Origin of the sequence: Algoriphagus marinus, assembly GCF_001936475.1 — a bacterium.
GTDB lineage: Bacteria > Bacteroidota > Bacteroidia > Cytophagales > Cyclobacteriaceae > Algoriphagus > Algoriphagus marinus.
In genome coordinates this window covers 742,921-767,635 of record NZ_MSPQ01000001.1, presented here as the reverse complement: position 1 = coordinate 767,635, position 24,715 = coordinate 742,921, and the positions used below count along the sequence as shown (strand labels likewise).

Genomic DNA, 24,715 nt, shown 5'->3' with positions numbered 1-24,715 from the left:
ACCAAAACTTAAGAAAGGAAAACATGATAATTCAATTAAATACAGACCATAACCTCCGTGTGGACGCTAAAGCTGAAAAGCACTTTTCCGCTATAATTCACAGCGACTTAGAAGGATTTGAATCTCATATTACGAGAATAGAAGTTCACTTGTCGGACGAAAACGGGAGTAAAAGTAGCTTAAAAGATAAACGCTGCTTGCTGGAAGCCCGGGTGGAAGGCAAGCAACCAATTGCCGTTTCCTATCAGGATGATACAGTGGAATTGGCGCTATCCGGCGCATTGGAACTACTCAGAAATTCCCTTGAAAGCATTCAGGAGCGCGAGAAAAACTATTGAGATGGGGGATGTCGGATGACCGATGTGGGATGTCGGATGTAGGGTGTCAGATGACCGATGTCGGGTGTCAGGGGTGGGATGTCGGGTGTCGGGTGTGGGGATGAACCGAAAATTAAGGTTTTACCCAATTCCATTGGGGTGCTTTAGTTTGTTGGCAGAATAGTGGATATAGACATAAAATTTTTCGAGATATCATTGATTCAAAACATCAAAACCATGAAAAAAATACAGCTCGCTCCAAAATTGATAGGCTTAGGGTTAGTGGCCCTTGCAGCCTATTCATTTTTCAATCGTCCGAAGAAAATGACTTTTTCGGGTTCAAGTATGATTCCTGAAGCCAAAGGCTCCATCCGATTGCATCGCGATAAAAATAAAAATCATACCATAGAAATAGAAGTAAGCCACTTAGTCCCTGCAGATCAACTGAATCCACCTAAGGAAATCTATGTAGTCTGGATGACCACCCAAGACCAGGAGACCAAAAACATCGGTCAGTTACGGATCTTTACCGGCTTCTTTTCCAAGGCCTATATAGGATCCTTATTTACGGTGACCCCTTCCAAACCAAGCTCAATTTTTATCACCGCAGAAGATAAGGGCGATGTAGAATCTCCGGGGGAAGTTATTTTGAGCACCTGATACTTAAGAGGATTTTTATACTGGTATTCAATTAAGAATGCCAGCTTTACTTCAGTCGAGACAGCTGATTTCGGCTAGCCTATTTTTTAATAAGCCGCTAAGTCTAGAAGACTATTAGCAACCCTAGCCCATCCATTCGGCATAGCTCCGAACCGCAGTACTTTCAAACCGCCTGTGGGATGTGGAAGGAGGTTTCAACTTAATGCAAAAGCAGTTTTCCACAGTAGATTTTAGGGATTTTTAGAAAATATACCCTGTACTGGGTATTGTTAGTGAAGGATTTAGTTTGGATATTGGGGATTGGAAAAGAAAAGTAAAACCTGAGAGACCGATGACTTTAGCTACAATGTGGTCAAAGACCCGGTATCTGTACATGACCTACAAGCAATCCTACCTCACCTCTTCGGCATCGACCAGGACCGAAGCACTTTCAAGCATCTTGGCAGAAGGTACCGACTCACAGATGTGGATGGAGAAGTGGTTAAGGGAATTTCAAGTTGAAAGGAAAGGGATTTTCTAGAAAATATACCCTGTACTGGGTATTGTGAGAGAAGGGTTTAGTTGAGATATTGTGGATTGGAATGAAATACGGAAAACTTTATCTAGAGTATCTTAAATTAGAAGGTGTGAAAAACTGTAGAAACAAATTAGTTAATAGCAATTAACCCAAACAGATGACAACAGATTTTATTGAATTAGATGGAGTTTTAATTTTTATACATGAGCTAGCTGAAGCTCAAAACAACCTTATTCTCGAGGCAAAAATTAAAGGACAAAACTCATTAGGTGGTCCTTATTCATACACAAAACACCAACCTCATAATCCTACAGGAGAATATCATCTACATGTTTATAAAAAGAATAATGAGATATTTTCAATAAATCAAAGTGGTAGAGGACATGATGGTTATTCAGGAACAGTAATCCCAAACAAGGTCTATAATGCATTAAAAGATAAGTTTCCAAAATGGAGTTGGCCAGATAGTCAAATTGTAGAATCATTAATTTTAGATACTAGAATGACTTCTAGAAGTCATTTGCGTCCTGTAACTGTTTTTCAGTATCAAATTGACCTGAAGAGTTATGACAGGTTCCATGGTTATTTCCACACTTTCGCAGATGATCCATTTTTAACCGGTGGAAATGGTGGTTGGAAAAACAAGACCGTTGCAATCATTGAAACAGAAGAGGGGAATATAAAAAAAGTGCCTGTAGACAGTTTTAAATTCACTGACATAGAAAATGGTTAACAAGATTGTCCAACTATCGAGGGCTAGTCCAATACAGGGTATTATGAGTGAAGGGTTTAGTTGGTATATTGGGAATCAGAAAAGAAGGGTAAAACCGTATCTATCGTTCCGAAACAGAAAAGTAAAGACGGTTTTGCCGTAACAATAAAAAAGTGGGAATAATTTTGAAAAACAGACATTAACATATGAATTGGTACGAAGAACTTCCTGATAACTGTCCACCAAATGACGCTTTAGTTCCTGATGGCAAAGAGTTCTTTAGATTGTGTATAGGAAACCCCGCCACAAGTTCGGACTTTTACTCTCAGAGAAAAGAGAATACTAATAGGACTTTTGCAGGTATATCAGAATGTATTTTAAGGGCAGTTTCATTATGGGACGATGAAAATAAGTGTTTACAACAAAAAAAATATCCCATACAAAAGAATAAGGTACTAGGAAAAATAGAATTGAACATAGAAGATGGTCTTATAAAAAATACATTTAAGGCAAATCATTATTCATGGTGGCGAAGTGATAAATTTGACCCAGCCTTGGCAATAATAACTGATCAATGAAACGCAAATTACATATTGATCGCATTTTAGTATTCCACGACTTTCCCGAATTATTCTTAGCACAGGATAATTCAGGCCTAGACTATTTATGCCTTCTAACTGAACTTGAAGTTGAGCAATACCAATATCACTGCGTCGCTATATCAAAAAAGAGACTTTATCAATATTTGAATGGTAAAGTTGACCTAAGAGATATATTTATAAATCCTGAATTACCTGAATGGTGGCTATCTAAAGACGCAAGTAACCAAGAGTTTGAGATTTCTTTTTACTCAAATGATGGATTAAGTGAAGAATATCTTCCTGAAATTGATTGCTACTTTTCAGAAGAACAACAAGATGAGCTTATTAGACATGAGGTTGTCGAGCATAACAATGTGATTGTTCATTTATCACTTTCTGACCAAAATAATAATCAAAGTATACCGATTGATGACCTTGGAGACTTTTCAAAACTATATCAAGCATTAGTTGAAAACGCCTATAAAAAGTCTATTCTTAACTCGAATATAAAAGAGAAAAAGAGTTTTATTATTCCCACAAACTACAAATTGGAAGCTTTTGCAGCTTCTCCAGGATCTTTTAATCTCCACTTAGTCTCTCGTTCAAATAAAGACCTATTTGGAACTAGTATAATTGAAGAGGGTTTAAGACGAATTGATGATATAATAACATATACCGAAAATGAAGAGGAGTTGATAGAATCATTAAGGCAAATAAAAGGTCATGCGATAAGTAATTATCGAAAATTAATAGAAAAAATCATTAATCGTAATATAACTTTTAAGTACAAATGGCTTTCACCCAGTTCACAAATTATTCATACTAGAACTATAAATCAACAATACGCTACTAGAGTCAAGGAGATATTAGACTTAAAAGATGAACTTTTAGAAGAAATAAAAGAATTCATTGGTTTGGTAAAACAAGCTGACGTTGAAAGAGGTAGTTGGAGGATTACAAATGAAGAAGATGGAAAAGATTATACAGGAGATTCTGAAGGGCACTTATTGGACGGGATAACACTTGAAACAGTTCGCTACAAATTTATCTGTGAGGAAATAATTGAAGCTATGAAAGTAACTGAAAAAGAAAAAACAAATTATCGACTAAAATCGGTTGAAAAACAATAAAAAAAACAATCCGTAGATCATGACTATTTAAACCAAATATTATAATTTCAGCATACATTGATAAAGCTTTTAAAATTTCTAAAATTAACAGGTTATCTTCTTACAATAGTGGGTGTAATATTGACCTTATTTATTGTTTTCAATAAAGTATATTTCAATACTTCTATGTTGATAGATAGAAAATTAGCATCTGATTTTGGAAGTTTTTTTGGAGGATTTGTAGGAACAATATTTGCAATTTTAAGTGTGGTTTTAATTGTTTATACAATAGTTAGCCAGAATGTTGAAAACAGAAAAACCTCACTTAAAGACAATTTCTTTAAAATGATAGATTACCACAACCAAAATGTGTCGCAGATTAGTGTGCCAAACCTTGACACAAAAAAAGATAATTTTGAAGTAGGCAGAAGAGCTTTTGTTGTTTACAAAATACAATTGAAAAGACTGTTAAGCCTAATCAATGAAATTGACAAAAAGAAAAAGCTTGGACTTAAGGATACGGATATTATAGACATTGCATACATAATTTTCTTTTATGGTTTACAAGGAAGTTGGAATGATTTTATCTCTGAAAAACTCAATAGGTATGACAAATCACAGATTATAATAAAAGAAATAATTAAGGAAATTGAAAACAAGCCCAATATCAATATTGGAAGAACCAATCAGACTAATTTGAGTACGTATTTTAGAAATATGTATAATGCAATAAAACTTATTGACAACTCGGATTTAATGAGCGATGGAGAAAAAAAAGAGCTAATAAAGATTTACAGGGCACAATTGTCAAATCCTGAACTTTATATAATTTTCTTTAATATTATTTCACGATTTGGTAACAAATGGATAGAGCGAAGATATGTAAATAAGTATGAGTTCCTTAAAAATATCCCAAAAGACTATTGTGATGGGTATTCTCCGAAGAAATTTTTTCCAATGGAATATGAATACGAAGAATATTAAAAACTCTGTCCCGTCTGGGTGTAGTCAAATCGTTCGTCTAAGCGTAGTTTGTAACTACGCTTTAATATTTATACCAATCATTAATTGATGTTAAAATTAAATTGATTTCTATATTTTTTTAAATTTTTAGTCTGCAAATTTTTTTTTCAAAATCATTAAAACATATACTTATGAAAAACAAAGAAAAAGTATTTGATATTTATATGTTTTTTGTGTACCTACTTATTTTACCACTCTTTCTGATTTTTTCAGTATTATACTTTTTCGTTTTAAACATCGAGGAGGTTGACGATATCTTTATAAAGTTTGGAATTATTGGGCTATTAGTTTCAATTCTAGTTGGTGCAATTATTTTTATTTACCTGTTCAAATTTATTAACAATAGTGGTCAATACTTGGATTTCATTAAAATTTTTGTCGCCTCGTTATTCTTTCTACCTGGTTTTATAATATTTTCAATCGGATATACAAATGTTGTTTTCGATGATTCTCTACCCGTGTTCCGAAATGTTGACATTATATATAAAAAGAAAAGCGTGAAGGTTAGAAAAGGCAGATCTAGGAATTCGTTTTATTTAGATGTTAAATCATGGAAGCCTAATTTAGATAGGGTCTCAATCAGAGTAAATAAGAATTCTTTCGAGAATCTTGATGTTGGCGACCAAATATCTGTAGAAACAAAATCAGGTTTTTGGGGAATTGAGTATATGGACTTTAGTGAATGACAAATGCCCCTGTCTGGGTGTAGTCAGATCGTTATCTAAGCGTAGTTTGCTTGCCCCCGTCTGGGTGTAGTCAGATCGTTAGTCTAAGCGTAGTTTGTAACTACGCTTTACTATCAAATAGAATTTGCAATTCCCTCCGTTGGCTGTGAAATATCAGGCTAAACTTAGCCAAAACACTCTGAATACTGGGATGGTTTTATAATTCCTTCCCCTTATCAAGGTCATTTTGCAATTGATCAAATAGTTGTTATGGAAATTTCTCTCCCAACTAAAATCCATATTTTTAAGAACAACCCCTTCTCATTTCCTAAAAATCCCCTATTTTTCCAGTACTAATTTTTAAAAAACTCCAACGACTTGATTCCCAATTCACCCGAAAATCAGCTGGCCACTGCGCAATTTATTTCCCGCTGGAAAGCCTCTGGTGCTTCTGAGCGAGCCAATTACCAGTTGTTTCTCTCTGAGCTTTGTGAATTGCTAGGGGTGGAAAAACCTAGACCCGCTTCAGACAAGGTTCACGAAGCGGCATACACCTTTGAGCGTCCGGTTGATTTCAATGATGGTGAGGGAAAGACTTCAACCAACTTCATCGATCTCTATAAGCAACATTGCTTTGTGTTGGAAGCCAAGCAGGGTGCAGACAAAGCCGTTACGACGGAAGCAGAAATTTTAGGAGCTGCTAAAATGAAAACAAAATCCGGTACTGCTACTCGCGACACGCGAACCTGGGATCGGGAAATGAAAAAAGCTAAGGAGCAAGCGCTTCGATATGCTCGATCTTTACCTTCCTCAGAAGGTTGGCCTCCCTTCTTGGTCGTGGTTGATGTCGGGTATTGCATTGATCTCTATTCTGATTTTGCGAGACAAGGTAAAACCTACATTCCTTTTCCAGACCCTGTTAATTATCGAATCGGGCTGGATGATCTCGCTAAACCAGAAATCCAACATCGGCTTCGCCTGCTTTTCAATGAGCCGCTAGAATTAGATCCGAGCAAGAGAGCTTCGAAAGTTACTCGTGAGCTTGCAGGAAGGCTTGCAAAGCTGGCTTCCCTATTGGAACAATCAGGACATTCTCCAGAGAAAGTCGCTGGATTCCTGATGCGATGCCTGTTTACCATGTTCGCAGAGGATGTCCAATTACTTCCCGAGCAATCCTTTACCAAGCTTCTACAGGATTATAAAAGTAACCTGTTACTACTACCCCAAGCCTTGCAATCCTTGTGGTTGAGTATGGACAAAGGCGGTTTTGAACCTGCCCTTCGTACCACGATTCCCCGATTCAATGGTTTTCTATTCAAGGATCAAGAAGCACTACCTCTCACTGAAGCTCAACTCGATTTACTGATCTTGGCGGCTGAATCCAATTGGGCTGAGGTGGAACCTGCCATTTTCGGCACCTTACTCGAACGTGCGCTTCAACCTCGCGAACGACATAAACTTGGAGCGCACTACACGCCTCGTGCTTACGTGGAGCGATTGGTTTTGCCCACCATCATAGAGCCTCTTCGGGAGGAATGGGAAGCGGCGCGAACTGCCTCGGCGATCCTGGAAGCCCAAGGTGATGAAGCTGCAGCGCTGAAAGAAATCAATACCTTTCATCGAAGACTTTGCTCGGTCAAAGTGCTAGATCCCGCCTGCGGAAGTGGTAATTTCCTTTATGTCACCTTGGAGCATCTGAAGCGACTGGAAGGGGAAGTCACCGAATACATGGCTCGTTTTCCGGGGCAATTGGGAATGGATATGACAGGTGGATATACGGTCACTCCCGAACAGCTACTTGGATTGGAAGTAAATCCACGTGCTGCAGCCATCGCTGATGTGGTAATTTGGATTGGCTACTTGCAGTGGCACTTCAAAACCCACGGAAATGCCAAGAGACTGGCAGATCCTATCCTCCGTCAATATGGAAATATCCGTCAGCAAGACGCAGTACTGAGTTTTTCTGAAAAGAAACCCAGACTGGATAGCGAAGGAAAACCGATTACCCGCTGGGACGGACATTCGACCAAACCCCATCCTGTGACAGGCTTGGAAGTTCCTGATGAAACAGCCCAAACCATCCTTTACGATTTTGTTGATCCCAAACCTGCCACATGGCCGGAAGCTGATTTCATTGTAGGTAATCCTCCATTTGTTGGGAATAAAAAGATGAGAATAGCATTGGGTGATGGATACACTGAAGCTTTACGCACTGCGTACAAGGGAGAAGTTCCTGATAGCGCAGATTTCGTGATGTATTGGTGGTTTAAAGCAGGCGAAATCGTAAGAAATAATAAAGCTGAAAAGCTTGGCTTTATAACTACAAATAGCATTACTCAACCTTTCAATAGAATTGTAATTCAAAATGCCTTAAAAAATGATCCGCATTTGGAATTAGAATATGCAATTCCAGATCATCCATGGGTAGATAGCGGAGAAGGAGCTGCCGTAAGAATTGCGTTAACTGTTGCATCCAAAAAAGCTAGTAATCCATCAGTTTCAAAAGTGATTACAGAATTTGAACTAGATAATGGATCAATGGAAGTTGACCTAATTCATATTATGGGTGAAATACATCCAGATTTGAGCGTTGGAATAGATCTTACATCTGCTTTGGCTCTAAAATCAAATGAGCGGTTGGCTTATTGGGGAGTTAAGCTTTATGGAAAAGGATTTATTCTAACAGGAAAACAGTTGGAATTATTAGAAGCAACAACAAGCGCCAAAATCATTAAACCATTTATTAGCGGACGGGATTTAGCACAAACACCTAGACATTTAAAAGTAATTGACTGTGATGATTTTGAAGAGAAAGAAATTAGAGATAATTACCCTGATGCTTATCAACATCTATTAATAAATGTCAAACCTGAAAGAGATAATAACCCACGAGAAAAAAGGAAACAAAACTGGTGGCTATATGGCGAAAATCAACCAGCAATGCGTGAGGCTACTAAAGACCTAAAAAGATATATCGCGACGGGAGAAGTTCTCAAACATCGTGTTTTTCAATTCTATGATTCTGCTATACTTGGAGAAGGCAAAGTTTGTGTGTTTGGATTAGAAGACTCATATTTTCTTGGAATTTTATCATCAAAAATTCACGTTTTATGGGCTTCATCCACAGGTGGACGCTTAGGAGCAGGCAATGATTTAGTGTATGTAAAGACAAAATGTTTTGACACCTTTCCTTTTCCAACTGCTAGTGAAGATCAAAAGCAAGCTATTCGAATCATTGCTGAGCAACTCGACTATCATCGCAAGGAACAACAGGCAGCACATCCTACATTGACTATCACGGACATGTACAATGTCTTGGAAAAACTACGGAAAGGCGAAACGCTTTCTGCCAAAGATAAGACCATCCATGAACAAGGTTTGGTCAGTATTCTGTTGCAGTTGCATCAAGAGTTGGATGCTGCAGTGGCAGATGCCTATGGCTGGCAGGGGAATCTTTCGGAAGAGCAAATCTTGGAAAAGCTTGTAGCGCTCAACAAAGAAAGAGCTAGCGAGGAAGCCAATGGTCAAATTCGTTGGCTACGTCCCGAATACCAGAATCCACAAGGCGTACAGCAAACCAACCTGAATATCATCACTTCAAAAGCAACGAAAGCAGTATCCGACCAGCTCGAATGGCCTAAAGTTCTAGCAGACCAAGCCCAAGCCTTGCAGCGGATTCTTCAGCAGTTTCATCAACCAACTTCGGCTTTAGATCTCAACCGACAATTTAAAAAACCTGTTACTAAGCTTCGAGAGGAACAGATCGGACAATTACTGGAAACCTTCAATGCCCTTGGTATGATAAGGAAAACAGATGAAGGGAAATATATACGCTAAAACAGTCTAGGTAGGAAAACAATAACATCCGACAAATTATAATTTACCACCAATCAGGCAATCAAAAAAAATAACAATCCTATTAAGACAAATAACCAATAGAAAATGGCAAAATTTTTAGACACCACTGGAGTATCATATCATTTGCAACAATTAATTAATAATGCCAATGAAAGATTAATTCTAATAAGTCCCTATTTGAAAATTAATGAAAGAATTAAACAATCGCTCGAAGATAAAAACAGGCTTAAAATTGACATTAGAGTTGTTTATGGTAAAAACGAATTACAGCCCGAAGAAAATAATTGGTTAAAATCACAAACAAACATTCGCTCCTGCTTTTGCAAAGACCTTCATGCAAAATGTTATTTGAATGAAAATGAAGCAATTATCACTTCGATGAATTTATATGAGTTCTCGCAAGTAAATAATAATGAAATGGGTATTTATATAGTAAAGGAAACCGACCCAACATTATATAATGAAATTTATGAGGAGGTTAAGAGACTAATTCGGATAAGTGACGACATAATTGTCACAGTCGAAAAAGCACCGACAAAAGACAATGATCAAGAAACAGTTGTTTCAGAACCTCTAAAGAAAATTCAAAAATATTTTTCTGCGACAGCATTATCAAAAGAATTAGGAGTTTCATCTAAAGACCTTCAACAAAAGTTAGAGAAGCTTGACTGGATTGAAAAGAAAAATGATGAATGGATTTTGACAAGTTTAGGCAAGAATAAAGGTGGTCAAATGAAAAAAGGACAGTATGGCGATTATATCGCCTATCCCGATTCGGTAATTGCAGAGCTTAATTAAATATATATGTAGAAATTTAAAAAGACAGCTAACCTCTCAGTGCAGTTTGTTGTACACCTGTCACCCCGTCTGGGTGTAGTTACATCGTTCGTCTAAGCGTAGTTTGTAACTACGCTTTACTATCCTTACCATCCCGTACAGCTGTCGGGATGAAATTGATTGCTAAACGAAAGAGCGCCCCCTTCTGGGTGTTTCAGATCCTTTGGCTTGGCATAGTTTACCGGCTCATCTACAAAGGCCTACAGGATACTTTCTTTAACATTCAAGGCGCATCAGGTGTTTGGTATATGGTTTAGTTCTTCAGCCAACACATAAACCGTTTTACTCAAGCAAAAAAGCAACCCATGACAAGTAGATTAGATTTAAGACCAATTATTAAAACAAAAGAGTTCGAGAAAAGCACAGATGAGGAAAAATTTCAGACTCTCACCCTGCGCCCTATTCTAAAACTTCAAAATGACCTTTTACTTGGGCTTTTCAAAAATCACATTACTGAATCTAAGATCATGTATTATTCTTTATCACCTGAAAACAAGGTTCTCTTTATAGAAAACAGCTTACAGAAAAACATCGTGTTAAAGAACAAATTGATCGGAGTTATCCTTGGCATGCTCACTATTGAAGAATTATCCGTGTACAGCGCAAATACCAACCTGTACAATAAAAGAATCATGAGCCTTTTAATAGAGCGAATCAGAAGTCAAATCAGCCTACTCGTCTGAGTGAAGTCATATCACTCGTCTAAGCGTTTGCTCCCTCCTTTTGCTCTGGGACCAAATACCTATCATATTCTGCGTACCTAAGCGCTAAGCGATCGCAAGTGGAAGCTATTAGCCAATCAAACTAGGACAATTCAGGAGAAATAATAAGATCTTCATATTTACGATTTAGCTTAATTTAACTCAAATTTGGCCCAAAGTCGAATACAAAGAACTTTACGACCCAACCTTCATGAAATCGCTACACCGCCTTCTCGGAATTGCACTTTTGTCTACTGCTTGGAATCAAGTGCAAGCCCAAAACTTTCAACAGGTCCTCCAATCAGAAATCACGGAGTCGAATCCGGGAATCTTATTCACTGTTGAATCCGGAGATGGAAGTTTTTCCTGGTCTGGAGCGGCAGGAATAAACGATCAGTCCCTCGGTAACTCGCTGCAAATCGAAGAAACTTTCCGCATCGCTAGCGTCACGAAGACCTATGTCGCAGCAGGCATACTCCGACTGATGGAAAAGGGTATGCTGAAGCTGGATGACCCAATTTCCAAACACATCTCCCAGGAACATGCGGAGATTCTGTCTCAGGATTATGACTTGGATATAATTACCATTCGGCAGATTTTAAGGCATTCTGCGGGCTTTTTTGACCACACGAATGCACCTGAGTTCTTTGAAATAGTCCTCGGAACTACAGATCACGAATGGACCCGAACCGAACAATTGCGGATGGGGGTGGAAAAAGGAGATCCCATTGGCCCTCCGGGAGAGCAGTTTAGCTATTCGGATACTGGCTATGTGATCTTGGGTGAATTGATCGAAAAGTACACTGGCAAAAGCTTGGATGCTGGTCTCAAGGAATTACTCGGAATAGAGGCACTCGGACTCGAGCGAACTGACTTTGAAAGAATGGATCCAAAAACTGATCAGCTGCGTATTCATCAATATTTCCAAGGACGCGACACGTATGATTTCAGCCCCACGATTGATTATTATGGCGGGGGAGGAATCCTGTCAACTTCACAGGAACTAGTAGATTTCTTTCAGGCCCTTTTTCAGGGAAAAGTCTTTGAGAAAGCTGAAACACTGGAAATCATGCTGGAGCCGGTGACCTACGAAACCCCCGCAAGAATGGATTACCAAATGGGCATGTTTAAAGTCAAGATCAATGGATTCGAGGCATTTTCCCATTCCGGGTTTTGGGGGACCCAAGTGATTTACATCCCCGAATTAAATCTCTACATGGCTGCAAATTACTCAGGAGGCTGGAGAGGTAGCGCAGTGGCTCCGATTTTTGCAAAGATCCTGCAGGAAAAAGGGGAAAGGTAGGCCAATAAATGGATTTAATTTTAGGCCATTGTGAATGAAAGCGATTAGTAAATCACCCCCGTCTGGGTGAAGTCAGATCGTTAGTCTAAGCGTCGGTGTATTCCACTCTCTTTCAGTTCTGAAATTCACAAATGCGCTGGACTTGGTGTAGTCTTGGAAGCCACGCATAATTATAACCCGAACTTATAATAGAATTATTTTTAATAGTAATATTTTAACCTAAAATTGTATAGCTACTCACAATCAATCAATATAAAAATGAAGCAACCTCTAATTTTTATCTTTCTTATTCTAATGGCTTTTGGATGCAAAGAGAAAACATCAGAAGAGATTTCGATTGATACGATTTTTGAAGACTATTATAAATTCAAGGATCGTATAAATCCAATTGAGGCAACAAAAGGCGGTAATTATGAATACAATGATTTTATAGCGAATTATATATCTGATGACTATCAGGAAGACTTGAGAAAGAATTACACTCACTTTTTGAATTTGTTGAGCGAATTGGATACTACAAGACTATCAGATGCGGACCTTTTGAGCATGAAAGTGATGAAATGGGATTGTGAGGTAAAGTTAGAAGGCCTGAATAATTCGATTGTCACCATGGCATCCCCGATTTATAACTTACCTAGTTTTGAATTGATGCCATTATTTCAAATCCAGTCATTGCATCTCTATGTTGCTCAATTAGCCGCAGGAGGGAGTGTTCAGCCTTTTGAAACCGTTGAAGATTATGATAATTGGCTGAAAAGAGTAGATGACTACCTTATTTTTCTGGACACTTCTATTGCGATGATGAAAGAAGGAATGTCTAAAAACATTGTGCTACCAACCGCACTTGCTCAAAAAATAATTCCTCAATTGGATGAATTCATCACCAACCCAGTCGATGAGCATTTATTTTACAAGCCAGTCCTTTCAATGTCTGAAAGCATCAGTGAAGAAGAGAAAAATCGCATTGCTTCGGACTATAGTGCCATGATTACTAATAAGTTGAAGCCAAAATACACAGAGCTTAGTGAGTTTTTGGTTAATGAATATTTGCCAGCCTGTAGAGAAACTTCAGGAATTGGAGCTTTGCCAAATGGAACAGAAACTTACAATTATCTTATCAAGCTGCATACCACTACAAATATGACAGCTGATGAGATTCACGAACTTGGAAAATCTGAGGTAGCTCGTATTTTAATTGAAATGGAGGAGGCGAAAAATAAAATAGGTTTTAAAGGTGACATCAAAGCATTTTTTGAGTCGGTCCGCAACAGTCCAGCCCAAATGCCTTTTACTAACCCTCAACAGGTAATTGACAATTTTAACAGCATTAAGGAACGGATTAATGGTTCGCTTAATCAGGTTTTTGACTTGAAACCCAAAGCAGATTTTGTGGTGAGACGCACTGAAGCATTTCGCGAAGCCTCAGCAAGTGCTGAATATGTCCCTGGGACTAAAGATGCTTCAAGACCAGGGATTTTTTATGTGCCAATACCTGATGTAAAAAAATACAATACCTATTCAGATGAAGCACTTTTTCTACATGAAGCCATTCCTGGCCACCATTATCAATTATCCCTGCAACAGGAAAATAAAGATTTACCGGAATTTTTACATCCGGAAAGCATGGGAGTTTTCGTGGAAGGCTGGGCTTTGTATGCAGAATCATTAGGAACTGAATTGGGCCTTTACGAAGACCCAATTCAGTATTTTGGAATGCTAAGTATGGAAATGCATCGTGCTATTCGCTTGGTCGTGGATACTGGAATCCATAGTAAAGGATGGACACGTGAACAAGCCATTCAGTATTCACTGGATCACGAAGCAGAATCTGAGGATGCGATTATTGCTGAAATCGAACGCTATATGGCCACTCCCGGCCAAGCTGTGTCTTATAAAATCGGTCAATTAAAAATCAGAGAGTTAAGAACTAAAGCCGAAACCAAGCTAGGTAGTAAGTTCAGTATTAAAGAGTTTCACAATCAAGTACTGAATTCTGGAAGTTTGCCTTTGGTATTGTTAGAAGAAAAAATTGATAATTGGATCAATTCGCAAATTTAGATTATCCTGGACTGGGTATAGTCAGATCGTTCTTAGGACAGGGTGGAACTTGCCTGCCCTACTACTCGGCCTAAGGCTTAAAACATTCACTGGTTAGTTTTTTAACGTCTTGTCTTAACCTAAAATCTTTTTTAGAAATCGAGCATGACCCAAAGCGACCCACAGAGGTATGATTATATGCGAAGATTCCATGAGGCCATTAAAAAACAAATTATAAACTCATGAAAGATTTGATCTAACCCCTATAAGCTGTCCTATCTAAAGCAAACGATTCCGTAGTCTTGGTAATCCTCAGGACCTCTCTTTGCTTTGCTTTTACTAAATTGACTGACAATAACTCCTAAAATAACGCTATGAAGTCAACACTATTGACCATTTTGTTTGCATTCTCCCTGATGGTTTGCAATGCTCAGGAAAGCAGACCTGGACCACAGCTACCGCCTGAAACAGGTGAAACATTCAAGGTCGGAATTGCAGGCTACACCTTCGTGAAATTTGATCTGGACAAAACACTCGAAACATTGAAAGCCTTGGATGTGCATTACCTATGCATCAAAGATTTTCATTTGCCGATGGCTAGCACCGATGCCGAAATTGCTGCTTTTCATGAAAAGCTGAAAGCCAATGATATCACAGGATATGCTGTTGGCCCAATCTATATGAAATCCGAGGCCGAAATTGATAAGGCATTTGAGTATGCAAAACGGGTTGGGGTAAAGCTGATCGTAGGTGTTCCCAATGTGGAACTGCTTCCCTATGTCGATAAAAAGGTGAAGGAGTATGATTTTAAATTCGCCATCCATTTGCACGGGCCAGATATCAATATCTATCAGGATGCCGACGATGTTTGGATGCACACCAAAGATCTTGATCCCAGAATTGGAATGTGCCTGGACATTGGACATGACACTAGAAATGGGAAGGACCCAGTAGCCGATATGGAAAAATATCACACTCGCGTATTCGATATGCACATCAAGGACGTGACAGGACCGACAAAACAAGGCTATTCACTCGAATTAGGCCGTGGAATCATCGACTTCCCGGCAATGGTGAGAATGATCAGAAAAGTAGGCTACACCGGAGTGTGCAGCTTGGAACACGAGCGGAATATGGATAATCCATTTATGGGGATCGCCGAATCCCTAGGATATTTCCGTGGGGTCATAGAAACCACCAAAGAATAGAATCTGAATTAATCTTAGGTCTAAGAAGAGGCTGTCTCAAAAGTAGGGGCAGCCTTTGATTTATTCGGGTAGGTATCTGAGTCAATTTTCATACAGCCAAATCTCAGGCTCCTGAATTGACTTATGAGAAAACCTCTTTTAATTAGTTTTCAGAAGTATACCCACCGTCTTTATAACCCTTCTCATTTTCAAGATATTCTAAAAATTCAGACATAAAGCCAAGTAAAATAGCCTTTGATGATGCTTGCATGAAATTAAATTCGCCGTTAATTGATCGCAAAGTTATTTGACGCTTATAAATTGGTCTATCTCCACGCATCAAAAATGAGTATGAATTTCCAACACGTTTTTCGGTGTCAGCATCTATTTTTGGGCTATTTCTAATTTTTTCTAACAAAAAATCCGCATTGACACTAGGATAAAAATTATTAGACATTATGCAGTAAGTTCTAGAGTTTCTGAATATGGACTACCAGTCTCTATTATTAAATCTATAATATCATCATTAGTTGACCAATAAAGTGAGGAATTATGAAATTTTCTTTCAGTAGAATTCCAGCCAGCTAACATAAGTTCATTTTCTAAACCATTGCCAAAATCTTCTGCATTTTTGCAAAACAGAGTTATAGCTTCCTTAATTGCTGAATCTACATCAGCCTCATCCTTTGCAAAAGTTTTAATTCCTAAAATAGGGATATTTACAGAAAGAAATCCATCCTCGCTTTCCTTTGTCCATACAGGTAAAGCTAGCGAAACGGATTTTAGAATGCCTTTAGGGTTTCTAGATATGTCGATATTCGCTTCTAGGGTTTTCATTTGTTTTAAATGTTTAAAATACAAAGATACTCAATTCATTATTATTAATGTGATTTAACGAAAAAACTATCGGTATAGCCCAAAAATAATATATTTTTTTACTTTCCGACTTAACTTCTAGAGAATCTGCTTCTTACTCCAAGTCCACGTGTAGTTAGATCGTCGTCTAAGCGTAGTTTGCCTGCCCATCCGGCCCAAGGCTAAAAACACCCGCTGCGGCGGTTTTTATTTTAACGCCTTTTCCTGCTTTGATCGAATCAAACAAGCAATCTCATAAAAGAACAGCTTCCAATAATCCTTTTTGCCTTATATTGACTTTCCTTATACAATCAAGAACCCACAATTATGAAACTCCTCAAACAGGCTGCACTTTTTCTCCTTTTCCTAGGAATGGGAACTTACCCCCTATTCGCCCAAGTCAAACCTATTTTTGAAAACGGGGAAGCTCAAATCATCCCGGAACTGAAAGATTCCGCCAACTGGATCCGTACTGATCTCTGGGTGGAAACGGAGTTTGACACCGATGGAGACGGTAAAAAAGACCGCATGCATGTGGATGTGACCCGACCAATGCAAACCGAGACGGAGGGACTTAAACTTCCTGTAGTCTATGCCAGCAGCCCATATTATGCAGGCACGGCCGGAAGTGCTCCTATCTTTTGGGAGGTAAAACATGAACTGGGTGCTCCGGCTCCTCCAAGAAACAAATTCGAGGTCGTGCGCACAGGTGGGCGGCCGATCATCTCCAATTCCGAAATTATGCTTTGGGTGCCGCGTGGCTACATTGTGGTTCACTCCTCCTCTCCGGGCACCGGGCTTTCTCAGGGTTCCCCTACCGTCGGTGGAGACAATGAATCCTTAGCTCCAAAGGCCGTGATCGAATGGCTCACCGGCAAAGACAATGGCTATACCACGCCGGATGGAAATGAAAAAGTGTACGCATTTTGGTCCACCGGGAAAGTAGGAATGACAGGAACTTCCTACAACGGTACGCTTCCTCTGGCAGCAGCAACTACTGGCGTAAAAGGCCTGGAGGCCATAATCCCCATCGCTCCCAATACATCCTATTATCATTATTACAGGTCCAATGGACTCGTCCGATCACCGGGAGGATATCCAGGAGAAGACATCGATGTATTGTATGATTTCATCCATAGCGGCGATGAATCCAAAAGAGCCTATAACAATAAAACAGTCCGTGATACAGAAATGGCCCAAGGCATGGATCGAGCCAGCGGCGACTACAATGACTTCTGGGCTGGCCGTGACTACCTCAATGACATGGGCCCAATGAAAGCTGCACTGTTGATGTCACATGGTTTCAATGACTGGAACGTGATGCCGGAGCACAGCTACAGAATTTATGATGCGGCTCGCGCCAAAGGGATTCCGGCTAAAATCTATTATCATCAAAACGGGCATGGCGGGCCTCCCCCATTTGCTATGATGAATCAATGGTTTACCAAGTACCTTCATGGGGTAGATAACGGCGCGGAAGAAGGACCTAAAGCCTATATCGTCCGAGAACGAGACGAGCAAAGCAATCCAACTCCTTATGCGGACTTCCCAAATCCTCAAGCTTCTCCGGTAAGTTTCTACCTGAGCGCTGGAGCTCCTGCAGCAGGTGGAATGGGACTGGAGAAAATGACTTCCGGAAAGCAGGAAACTTTGGTGGATAACTATTCCTTTCCAGGATCTGCGCTGGCGCAGGCAGATTACACCGAGCATCGCTTGCTCTACCTTAGCCCGGTACTCACAGAGCCGGTTCATATTTCTGGAATTCCGAAGATTACTGTCAAAATAGCATCCAATAAACCTGCAGCCAACCTTTCAGTTTGGTTGGTTTCCCTGCCTTGGACAGAAGGAAGAAACGCAAAAATCACGGATAATATCATTACCCGAGGCTGGGCAGATCCACAAAACCACGCCTCCATCCGTAAAGGAGAGCCTTTGGTGCCTGAGAAGTTCTACGAGGTAAGCTTCGACTTGCAGCCGGACGATCAGATCATCGCAGCAGGACAGCAGATTGGTCTGATGATCTTCTCCTCAGATGCCGAGTTTACAATTCTACCCAAGCCTGGCACAGAACTAACGATAGATCTGGATGGAACTGTCTTGACCCTTCCGGTGGTGGGAGGAAAAGCTGCGTTGGAGAAGGCTGTGAAGTAAAAAAGGTGAAGATTCAGTGAAATATACCCTGTAAAGGGTATTGTGGGGGAAGGGGAAATTGGGGTTCTTGTGGTTTGGGAATACTCGCAAGTAATTTCGCTAAACAGGCCTATTTGGATGCCTTAAGAAGGTGGTTGCGGAAGTAAAGAGATTAGGCACAATTGTAGGAATCCCGGATTACGATTAAATTACCTGAATAAAATCAAATAACAGAGGACAAATTTTTACCTTTGCACTGTGAATAACTTAAAAGACATAAACATTTGGGAATCAAATTTCGGTTTACTTCCAATGAAGTTAAATCCACTTAATCAAGCAGATAAGTTTCTTATGCTCAATGGTGGACAAGGTGATTTCTGCCTAAAAACTGCTGCAAGAGGCGATGAAAATCAGGGTACAATTTATGGAGAATCTTGGTCGACTAACACTAAAAATTTTCTTTTTATAAATGAAGATTCAGTAGAAGTGGTTAATTGGTTTGAAGGTAAAACAGAAAATATTCCAAATAAAAAGATAGAATTTAACTTAGGACAATTTTATAAGTACCTTTCATCAAAGTCTCACAAGACACAAAACGATGTAGTTCCTTTCATTCTCGATATTTTTAGACAACTTAGAAATATAACTTTTGAAAAGCAGGATTCATCAGAAACAATAAATTTACTTTTTACATTATTAGTAAGCCTCGAAGAAGACATATCAAATATTGATTACAATAAATGGAACATATCAAACTCTAAAATTCCAGATAGGTTTGACTACTTTGTAGAGCGATTAAATCAGGGTGTAAGAAACATTAAACCAAATCTAGATTTAATTCTTCGGCATACAGCAGGTGTACTTTTCCAAGAAGCTCATCGGGAAGTAATTTACTTTAACCCTCAAAGGGACTTATTTGGTGGTGTTTCAAGTAAATTAGAAACTAGATTAGATGCATATTCAAGTATTCATTACACACCCCAATATATTGCAAGGAGTATAGTAGAAAACACATTAAAAACCTTCGATTTATCTAAGCCCCAAATCACAATTCTAGACCCTTCGTGTGGCTCATCTGAGTTTTTAATTGAAATATTAAAACAATTAAAAAATAAAGATTATAAAGGAAATATTACTGTAAAAGGATTTGACTCTTCTGATAGTGCAATAAGAACATCGAGCTTTCTTTTAACTTATGAAAACCGTAAGCAGTGGAACAATGAATTAAATATTGTTGTAAAACGAGTTGATGATTCTTTAGTTGAAGATTGGGGGCACAATGACATTATTTTAATGAATCCTCCATTTCTCTCTTGGGAATTGTTAAAGGAGAAATCTAGTCGTGATACCGTACTAAGTATTCTGAGTGACGTTGTTAGAAAAACTAGACCAAACCAAGCAACTGCATTCTTCTATAAGGCAAGTCAATCCTTGTCAAATAATGGTGTTATTGGCTGTGTGCTACCTACTTCAATTTTTTATTCTGAGATATACTCTGACCTTAGAAATAAAATCGGTGAAGAATTAAATTTCAAGGTATTGGCCAAATTAGGTAATTATGTTTTTGAAGATGCATTGACAGATGTAAGTTTATTTATCGCTTCAAAGAATCAATCACTTCAACTACCTAAAGTTTTGTGGACAAAAAATGAAAAAGGAGTTGTTCAAGATGCATTGAGAGAATTTAGAAAAATGAATTCTAACAATGAGCTTTCAATCAACACTAAGAACTTTAGCATTTATACTCCACATTATTTTCCAATAGTAAATAATAGTTGGAAGCTAATTTCATTTGATGAAAATGAATTCATAAAAGAATTAAGTATTTACTACAAAGCAGGAAAACTATCAACCATCGGGGATATTTTTAATATTTCGCAAGGAGCTTTGCTTGGTGTAAAAAACATTTTTAAAATAACATCTGATGAATTTGAATTATTAACGGAGCCAGAAAAAAAACTATTCAGACCAATATTAACAAACAACTCTATTAAGTTAGGGAAACTGATTATTACCGAATACAGTTGGTTTCCTTACAACAAAGAAGGCTTGATATTCAAAAATGAAACTGAGTTGGTTGAGTTGGACTTCTATAATACCCATTTATTACCAAATAAAGAGATTCTTGAGAAAAGAAAAGGTATAAATCAATGGTGGTCATTAACTAGACCAAGAAATTGGCAATTTACTAAAGAATCAAGACTATATTCAAATAGGTTCGGAAACTCGAATTCCTTTGCATTTGACAAACAAGGAGATTGCATTATTGAAGAAGGAAACGCATTTATTCCGAAAAAGGATTTTAAACTGAATGATTACTATTTTTATTTGGCTTGTTTTAGCAGTAACATCTTTGATGTGTTACTATCTGTTTATTCAAAACCAATAATGTCAGGTTATGATTTGGGTAAAATTCAAATAAAGAATATACCTGTACCAAATATTCATAAGGATAATTTGCAAGAGAGTGGTGTGTATTTAAAATTAGTCGAATTAGGTAAAGAATTAGAAAATGATAATTCCTTTGTAAAGCCCGTTATAGACGACATTCTCAAATCTTACTTTTATCCTAATAGATAGAAATATGACTGATTATCTTGGCATAGTAGGTACAATTAACAAAGAGTGCAAAATACTATTTGTAGAAACATTTAGGTTAGCCCCATATAAAGGTCATCACAATATTTATATATTTAGAATTGAAGGTAGTTCGACTGCATTAAATAGATATGATTCAGAGCCAGTTAAAGTTTTGAAATGGTTTGACAAATATTGGTTGTTTATTGAAGTTAAGTTTATTGTCGAGAAATCGAAAATAGGTCAAAAATTAATATCAGTAATTCATACAAATATTTCAATTTCAGTTTATGAAGGTGAAGATTCTGATGAAATAAAAACACAGCTATTTAGGGCAGAATGGGATGATTTTAATAACCCAAACGAACTACATTCCCAACCGCATTGGCATATCACATCAAGTCAAGCTGTTGAAAGAACATTTGAAGAATATTCAAACCATTTTGATAATGGAGACTTTGTTTCACTTTTGGAAGACCATAGAACAAAACTTTTTGATGTTAAAAAAATTCATTTTGCAATGAATGGAAATTGGCAGGGAGACCAATCTCATATACATACAATTAAAAGTTCAGAGCAAGTATCAAAATGGTTAAAAGGGTTACTAAACCACATAAGAGTTGAACTTGAAAAATAACAACTGAGCCTAACAACTAGGTTTTCGTTGCGTGCGTAGCACGAACAATGAAACCGCTGTTGCACGGAACCGGAGAGGTTCCCCCGCTAGGCGTAGAGCGCTAGCCTAAGCGTAGTCCCGGCAGCTGTACGGGAGAAACTACGCTTTCATATTTTCAGGAATTTGAAATTCCTTTTCTACCCCTTCCCCTCAGTTCAGGTAATTGACTCAACCTTTGACAATTTCTACTTCCAAGCCTAAAATTCTTCCAAGGTATCCGAAAAACGCTGTGCCTCCCAGATCTCCAGATCCAGGCTTTCTTCCCCGAATAGCTTGATGCACAGCTTATCCTCCGAAGGGATGCAATAGACGTTTTCCACCCATTGATTTTTGGTTTTATCCAATCCTACCGCGACCCTCAAAATCCCTGAAAGTCCTTTGACCAATCTTCGTAAATTCTTATCCAGCTTTTTGAACTTTTTGTGACGTTTTTTTGGACCGGATTTTCGGACCGGATTTTCGGTGATATCTTCGCCCATGTGAGTGTCCCCAATCACCTCTTGACCACAGGCATATTCGCCCGTTGGAACGATTCTCTTTTTGGTCTATATTCACCGTTCAAGGTAGATGAAAAAACGAAAAAATCCGACTTGGAAGATCTTCAGAAAGTCCTCGCGAAAATGGCGAGAGCGATAGTTAAACAGTACAAGATTATTTTACCAGAAGTCATTACAACATATTTTTGAGATGACTTCTAAACCGTCACTAAAACAAACACATGCAACAGATCTCTTTTTGGCAAATATGGATAATGGCAGCTTTCCTGATGGCGATGCCCACAGCTGTCACAGCACAGCAAGATGAGCTCACGCTTGATGACCTCTTCGCCACGCCAAAATTGACGGGAACAAGCCCTTCTCAGCCTGCCTGGGCACCGAATAGCGAGCACTTCGCATTTTCCTGGAGTAAACCAGGAAATCCTAGGCGTGGCCTCTGGGTATTCACAAGCGATGGGAAGGAAGTGGGCATCAGTTCCGATACAGCCTCCGCGTCAGTACGCGATATTGTTTGGACCGACACGAACACTATCCTCAGCCTGCGAGGAAACCATCTATGGCAGACCTCGCTGAGCAATGGAGAGGACCTCCAATTGATGCCCGTAGAGGCAGGTGCAGGTAACCTAGCTCTATCTCCAAGTGGTAAGCAAGCAGCGTATATACGGGACGGTGACCTCTGGCTTGCTGACTTTACTTCCAAAGAGAATCGCCAGCTCACCCAGCTCGGCATCGCCAGTCTCTCGAGCTTACCTAAGGGACGCTACAGCCGTGCGGAACGTGAAATCGGACCAGGCATCTGGAGTGGGCCAGAGTACAAGTGGTCCCCAGATGGAAAGACCATCGCATTTCATGTCGTTGATCGACGCGAGATGAGAAAGGTGCCTTTCCCGGATTATCTCGCTGCCGAAACCAATCCCAACGAGGTACGCCGAAGTTACCCGGGCGATCCAAACGAGATTCGCAGGGTTGGCCTGCTCGATGTAGAAAGCGGAAACATTAGGTACCTCGATTTGCCAGATCCGCAGGCCAACCAGGTCATCGACTTCAACTGGTCACCCGAAGGTGCGCTATTGGTTGATACGGCATCCGACACGGCGGTTGAACGTAAACTGTTCGTCCTTGCACCTGGAGAAAGCCAAAGCCGCGAGATTTGGCGGGGCGTTCGAGAGAGCCGCATGTACACATCCTTTGGATCTACTTGGCATCCAGATGGGCAGCAGGTCGTTTTCTTAAGCGATATGGGTGATCGCTATGGCCTGTATACGATCGATGCCTCAGCGTCTAAAGATCGTCCGCAACTCCTCACAGATCCGTCTTACGATGTGCTGTCTTCCCCGATTGTCGCTGGCAATGCCCTATTTTATGCAGGCAATGGTGTTAATCCATACGAACAACACGTGTATCGCCTAAAAATGTCTGGTGAAGATCCCGAGCAGGTAACACGTCTTTCTGGGCAGAACGTTGGCTACCCCTCACCGGATGGCCAGCACTTGGTCTTCATGCATAGCAACGACACCTCACCGCCCGAGCTTTATGTGGTAAGCAGCGAGGGTGGTGACGCTACGCGCATAACTCAGTCCCCTTTGCCTGCATTCACGGAGCGAACCTGGGCGGCTGCGGAATACGTGAGTTTCCCCAGTCTTATAGATGACTACACGTTACATGCCCGGATTTTGAAACCTACCAATATGCAGCCCGGCACGAAGTATCCAGTGCTGTTCGGGCCCGTGTATTCAAATACAGCGAGGAACCGCTGGGCTGGTAACTACAGCCTCGTACAGCATCTGTTGGCTAATAAGGGATATATTATCGTGCAGGTGGATTCTCGTGGTAGCACTGGCTATGGCCGGGCATTCCGCGAAGAGTTCCTGCTGGGCTTTGCCGGTGAGGACATTGAGGATTATGCGAGTGCCGTGGCCTACATGGAGTCACTGGATTATGTAGATCCCGATCGTATCGGCATCTGGGGCAGTAGTTATGGTGGCACACTCTCCGTTTATTCGCTGTTGATGAAGCCTGGTTTATTCCAGGTGGGTGTTGCTGCAGCAGCAGCTGTTGACCCAATCTTCTTTGGCACGGACGACGTTGCGATTGTTCGTAGTCCACAGACACACCCGGAAATTTTCGAAAGAAAAGCGCTCAATTATGCAGCGAATTTGGAGGATAAACTCCTGTTTATCCACGGCATGCAGGACCATGTGGTACCATTCAAGACGACGGCCACGCTAGCTGAAGAGCTGATTAAACAGGGTAAGGACTTCGACTTTGCGTTTGCCCCGGGTGCAACGCATGGATGGAGCCGTGAGCAATATTACGATCGTTACTTGTTTAGTAAGCTTATCGAATACTTTGACCGGCACCTAGCCGTGCCGTCTAAGTAGATACCTCCCAGCCGGCAGGCTGGTTTGCTGGTATCTTGCTAAAAGGAGTTGAGGAAAGCCGGGCGGTTCTTTAGAACGCAGCATAATCGAGT

Annotated in this window: 20 protein-coding genes and 1 pseudogene; 18 read left to right on the top strand and 3 right to left on the bottom strand. The window is 39.7% G+C overall.

The annotated features are described in order from the left end of the window. Positions 1-23: 23 nt before the first annotated feature. The 14 genes and pseudogenes from BVC88_RS03255 to BVC88_RS03190 all read left to right on the top strand — a co-directional run bounded on the left by BVC88_RS03255 (position 24) and on the right by BVC88_RS03190 (position 15,528). Positions 24-338: a ribosomal subunit interface protein gene (locus BVC88_RS03255; RefSeq protein WP_075349188.1), complete on the top strand. Its 315-nt coding sequence runs from the start codon at positions 24-26 to the stop codon at positions 336-338. Positions 339-554: 216 nt separating this feature from the next. Next, the gene (locus tag BVC88_RS03250; protein WP_075349187.1) at positions 555-977 is read left to right on the top strand and encodes a hypothetical protein; all 423 of its coding nucleotides are present in this window, start codon (positions 555-557) and stop codon (positions 975-977) included. 324 nt (positions 978-1,301) lie between these two features. Further along, positions 1,302-1,478 (top strand): annotated as a pseudogene (locus BVC88_RS03245) (DUF1501 domain-containing protein); the annotation flags it as partial. Between the two features lie 173 nt (positions 1,479-1,651). Continuing rightward, entirely contained in the window at positions 1,652-2,227 is a 576-nt protein-coding gene (locus tag BVC88_RS03240; protein ID WP_075349186.1) for a hypothetical protein, read from the top strand. A 185-nt stretch (positions 2,228-2,412) separates the two neighbouring features. Further along, positions 2,413-2,784: a hypothetical protein gene (locus BVC88_RS03235; RefSeq protein WP_075349185.1), complete on the top strand. Its 372-nt coding sequence runs from the start codon at positions 2,413-2,415 to the stop codon at positions 2,782-2,784. Continuing rightward, on the top strand, positions 2,781-3,917 hold the full coding sequence (locus tag BVC88_RS03230) for a DUF6575 domain-containing protein (RefSeq protein WP_075349184.1): 1,137 nt from the start codon (positions 2,781-2,783) through the stop codon (positions 3,915-3,917). The genes BVC88_RS03235 and BVC88_RS03230 overlap by 4 nt, the downstream gene beginning before the upstream one ends. A 57-nt stretch (positions 3,918-3,974) precedes the next feature. After that, positions 3,975-4,880: a putative phage abortive infection protein gene (locus BVC88_RS03225; RefSeq protein WP_139316514.1), complete on the top strand. Its 906-nt coding sequence runs from the start codon at positions 3,975-3,977 to the stop codon at positions 4,878-4,880. Positions 4,881-5,050: 170 nt separating this feature from the next. After that, positions 5,051-5,605: a hypothetical protein gene (locus BVC88_RS03220; RefSeq protein WP_075349183.1), complete on the top strand. Its 555-nt coding sequence runs from the start codon at positions 5,051-5,053 to the stop codon at positions 5,603-5,605. Positions 5,606-5,962: 357 nt separating this feature from the next. Then, a complete protein-coding gene (locus tag BVC88_RS03215) occupies positions 5,963-9,421 on the top strand; it encodes a class I SAM-dependent DNA methyltransferase (RefSeq protein WP_245803577.1) in 3,459 nt (1,152 codons plus the stop codon). Between the two features lie 105 nt (positions 9,422-9,526). After that, positions 9,527-10,240 (top strand): phospholipase D family protein, encoded by a 714-nt coding sequence (locus tag BVC88_RS03210; protein ID WP_075349182.1) that lies wholly within the window; start codon positions 9,527-9,529, stop codon positions 10,238-10,240. Positions 10,241-10,584: 344 nt separating this feature from the next. Beyond that, complete coding sequence (locus BVC88_RS03205; protein ID WP_075349181.1) at positions 10,585-10,962, top strand: hypothetical protein; 378 nt, start codon at positions 10,585-10,587, stop codon at positions 10,960-10,962. 229 nt (positions 10,963-11,191) lie between these two features. Continuing rightward, on the top strand, positions 11,192-12,283 hold the full coding sequence (locus BVC88_RS03200; protein WP_075349180.1) for a serine hydrolase domain-containing protein: 1,092 nt from the start codon (positions 11,192-11,194) through the stop codon (positions 12,281-12,283). Positions 12,284-12,541: 258 nt separating this feature from the next. Continuing rightward, the gene (locus tag BVC88_RS03195) at positions 12,542-14,341 is read left to right on the top strand and encodes a DUF885 domain-containing protein (RefSeq protein WP_075349179.1); all 1,800 of its coding nucleotides are present in this window, start codon (positions 12,542-12,544) and stop codon (positions 14,339-14,341) included. A gap of 353 nt (positions 14,342-14,694) precedes the next feature. Beyond that, positions 14,695-15,528 (top strand): sugar phosphate isomerase/epimerase family protein, encoded by an 834-nt coding sequence (locus tag BVC88_RS03190; protein ID WP_075349178.1) that lies wholly within the window; start codon positions 14,695-14,697, stop codon positions 15,526-15,528. Positions 15,529-15,670: 142 nt separating this feature from the next. Here BVC88_RS03190 and BVC88_RS03185 read toward each other — a convergent pair whose 3' ends face one another. Both BVC88_RS03185 and BVC88_RS03180 read right to left on the bottom strand, forming a co-directional pair. After that, complete coding sequence (locus BVC88_RS03185) at positions 15,671-15,964, bottom strand: hypothetical protein (protein WP_075349177.1); 294 nt, start codon at positions 15,962-15,964, stop codon at positions 15,671-15,673. After that, entirely contained in the window at positions 15,964-16,344 is a 381-nt protein-coding gene (locus tag BVC88_RS03180) for a hypothetical protein (protein WP_075349176.1), read from the bottom strand. Before BVC88_RS03180 ends, BVC88_RS03185 begins: the two co-directional genes overlap by 1 nt. Before the next feature lie 345 nt (positions 16,345-16,689). Between BVC88_RS03180 and BVC88_RS03175 the strand changes: the two genes are divergently transcribed. The 3 genes from BVC88_RS03175 (at position 16,690) to BVC88_RS03165 (ending at position 21,706) form a co-directional block, all read left to right on the top strand. Then, the gene (locus tag BVC88_RS03175) at positions 16,690-18,513 is read left to right on the top strand and encodes a Xaa-Pro dipeptidyl-peptidase (RefSeq protein ID WP_075349175.1); all 1,824 of its coding nucleotides are present in this window, start codon (positions 16,690-16,692) and stop codon (positions 18,511-18,513) included. 237 nt (positions 18,514-18,750) lie between these two features. After that, positions 18,751-21,072: an N-6 DNA methylase gene (locus BVC88_RS03170; RefSeq protein ID WP_139316513.1), complete on the top strand. Its 2,322-nt coding sequence runs from the start codon at positions 18,751-18,753 to the stop codon at positions 21,070-21,072. 4 nt (positions 21,073-21,076) lie between these two features. Further along, positions 21,077-21,706: a hypothetical protein gene (locus BVC88_RS03165; RefSeq protein WP_075349173.1), complete on the top strand. Its 630-nt coding sequence runs from the start codon at positions 21,077-21,079 to the stop codon at positions 21,704-21,706. Positions 21,707-21,942: 236 nt separating this feature from the next. On the opposite strand, the gene BVC88_RS03160 is transcribed toward BVC88_RS03165, so the two are convergent. Next, on the bottom strand, positions 21,943-22,224 hold the full coding sequence (locus BVC88_RS03160) for a hypothetical protein (RefSeq protein WP_075349172.1): 282 nt from the start codon (positions 22,222-22,224) through the stop codon (positions 21,943-21,945). A 239-nt stretch (positions 22,225-22,463) separates the two neighbouring features. Between BVC88_RS03160 and BVC88_RS03150 the strand changes: the two genes are divergently transcribed. Then, positions 22,464-24,623 (top strand): S9 family peptidase, encoded by a 2,160-nt coding sequence (locus BVC88_RS03150; RefSeq protein WP_075349170.1) that lies wholly within the window; start codon positions 22,464-22,466, stop codon positions 24,621-24,623. Positions 24,624-24,715 lie beyond the last annotated feature (92 nt).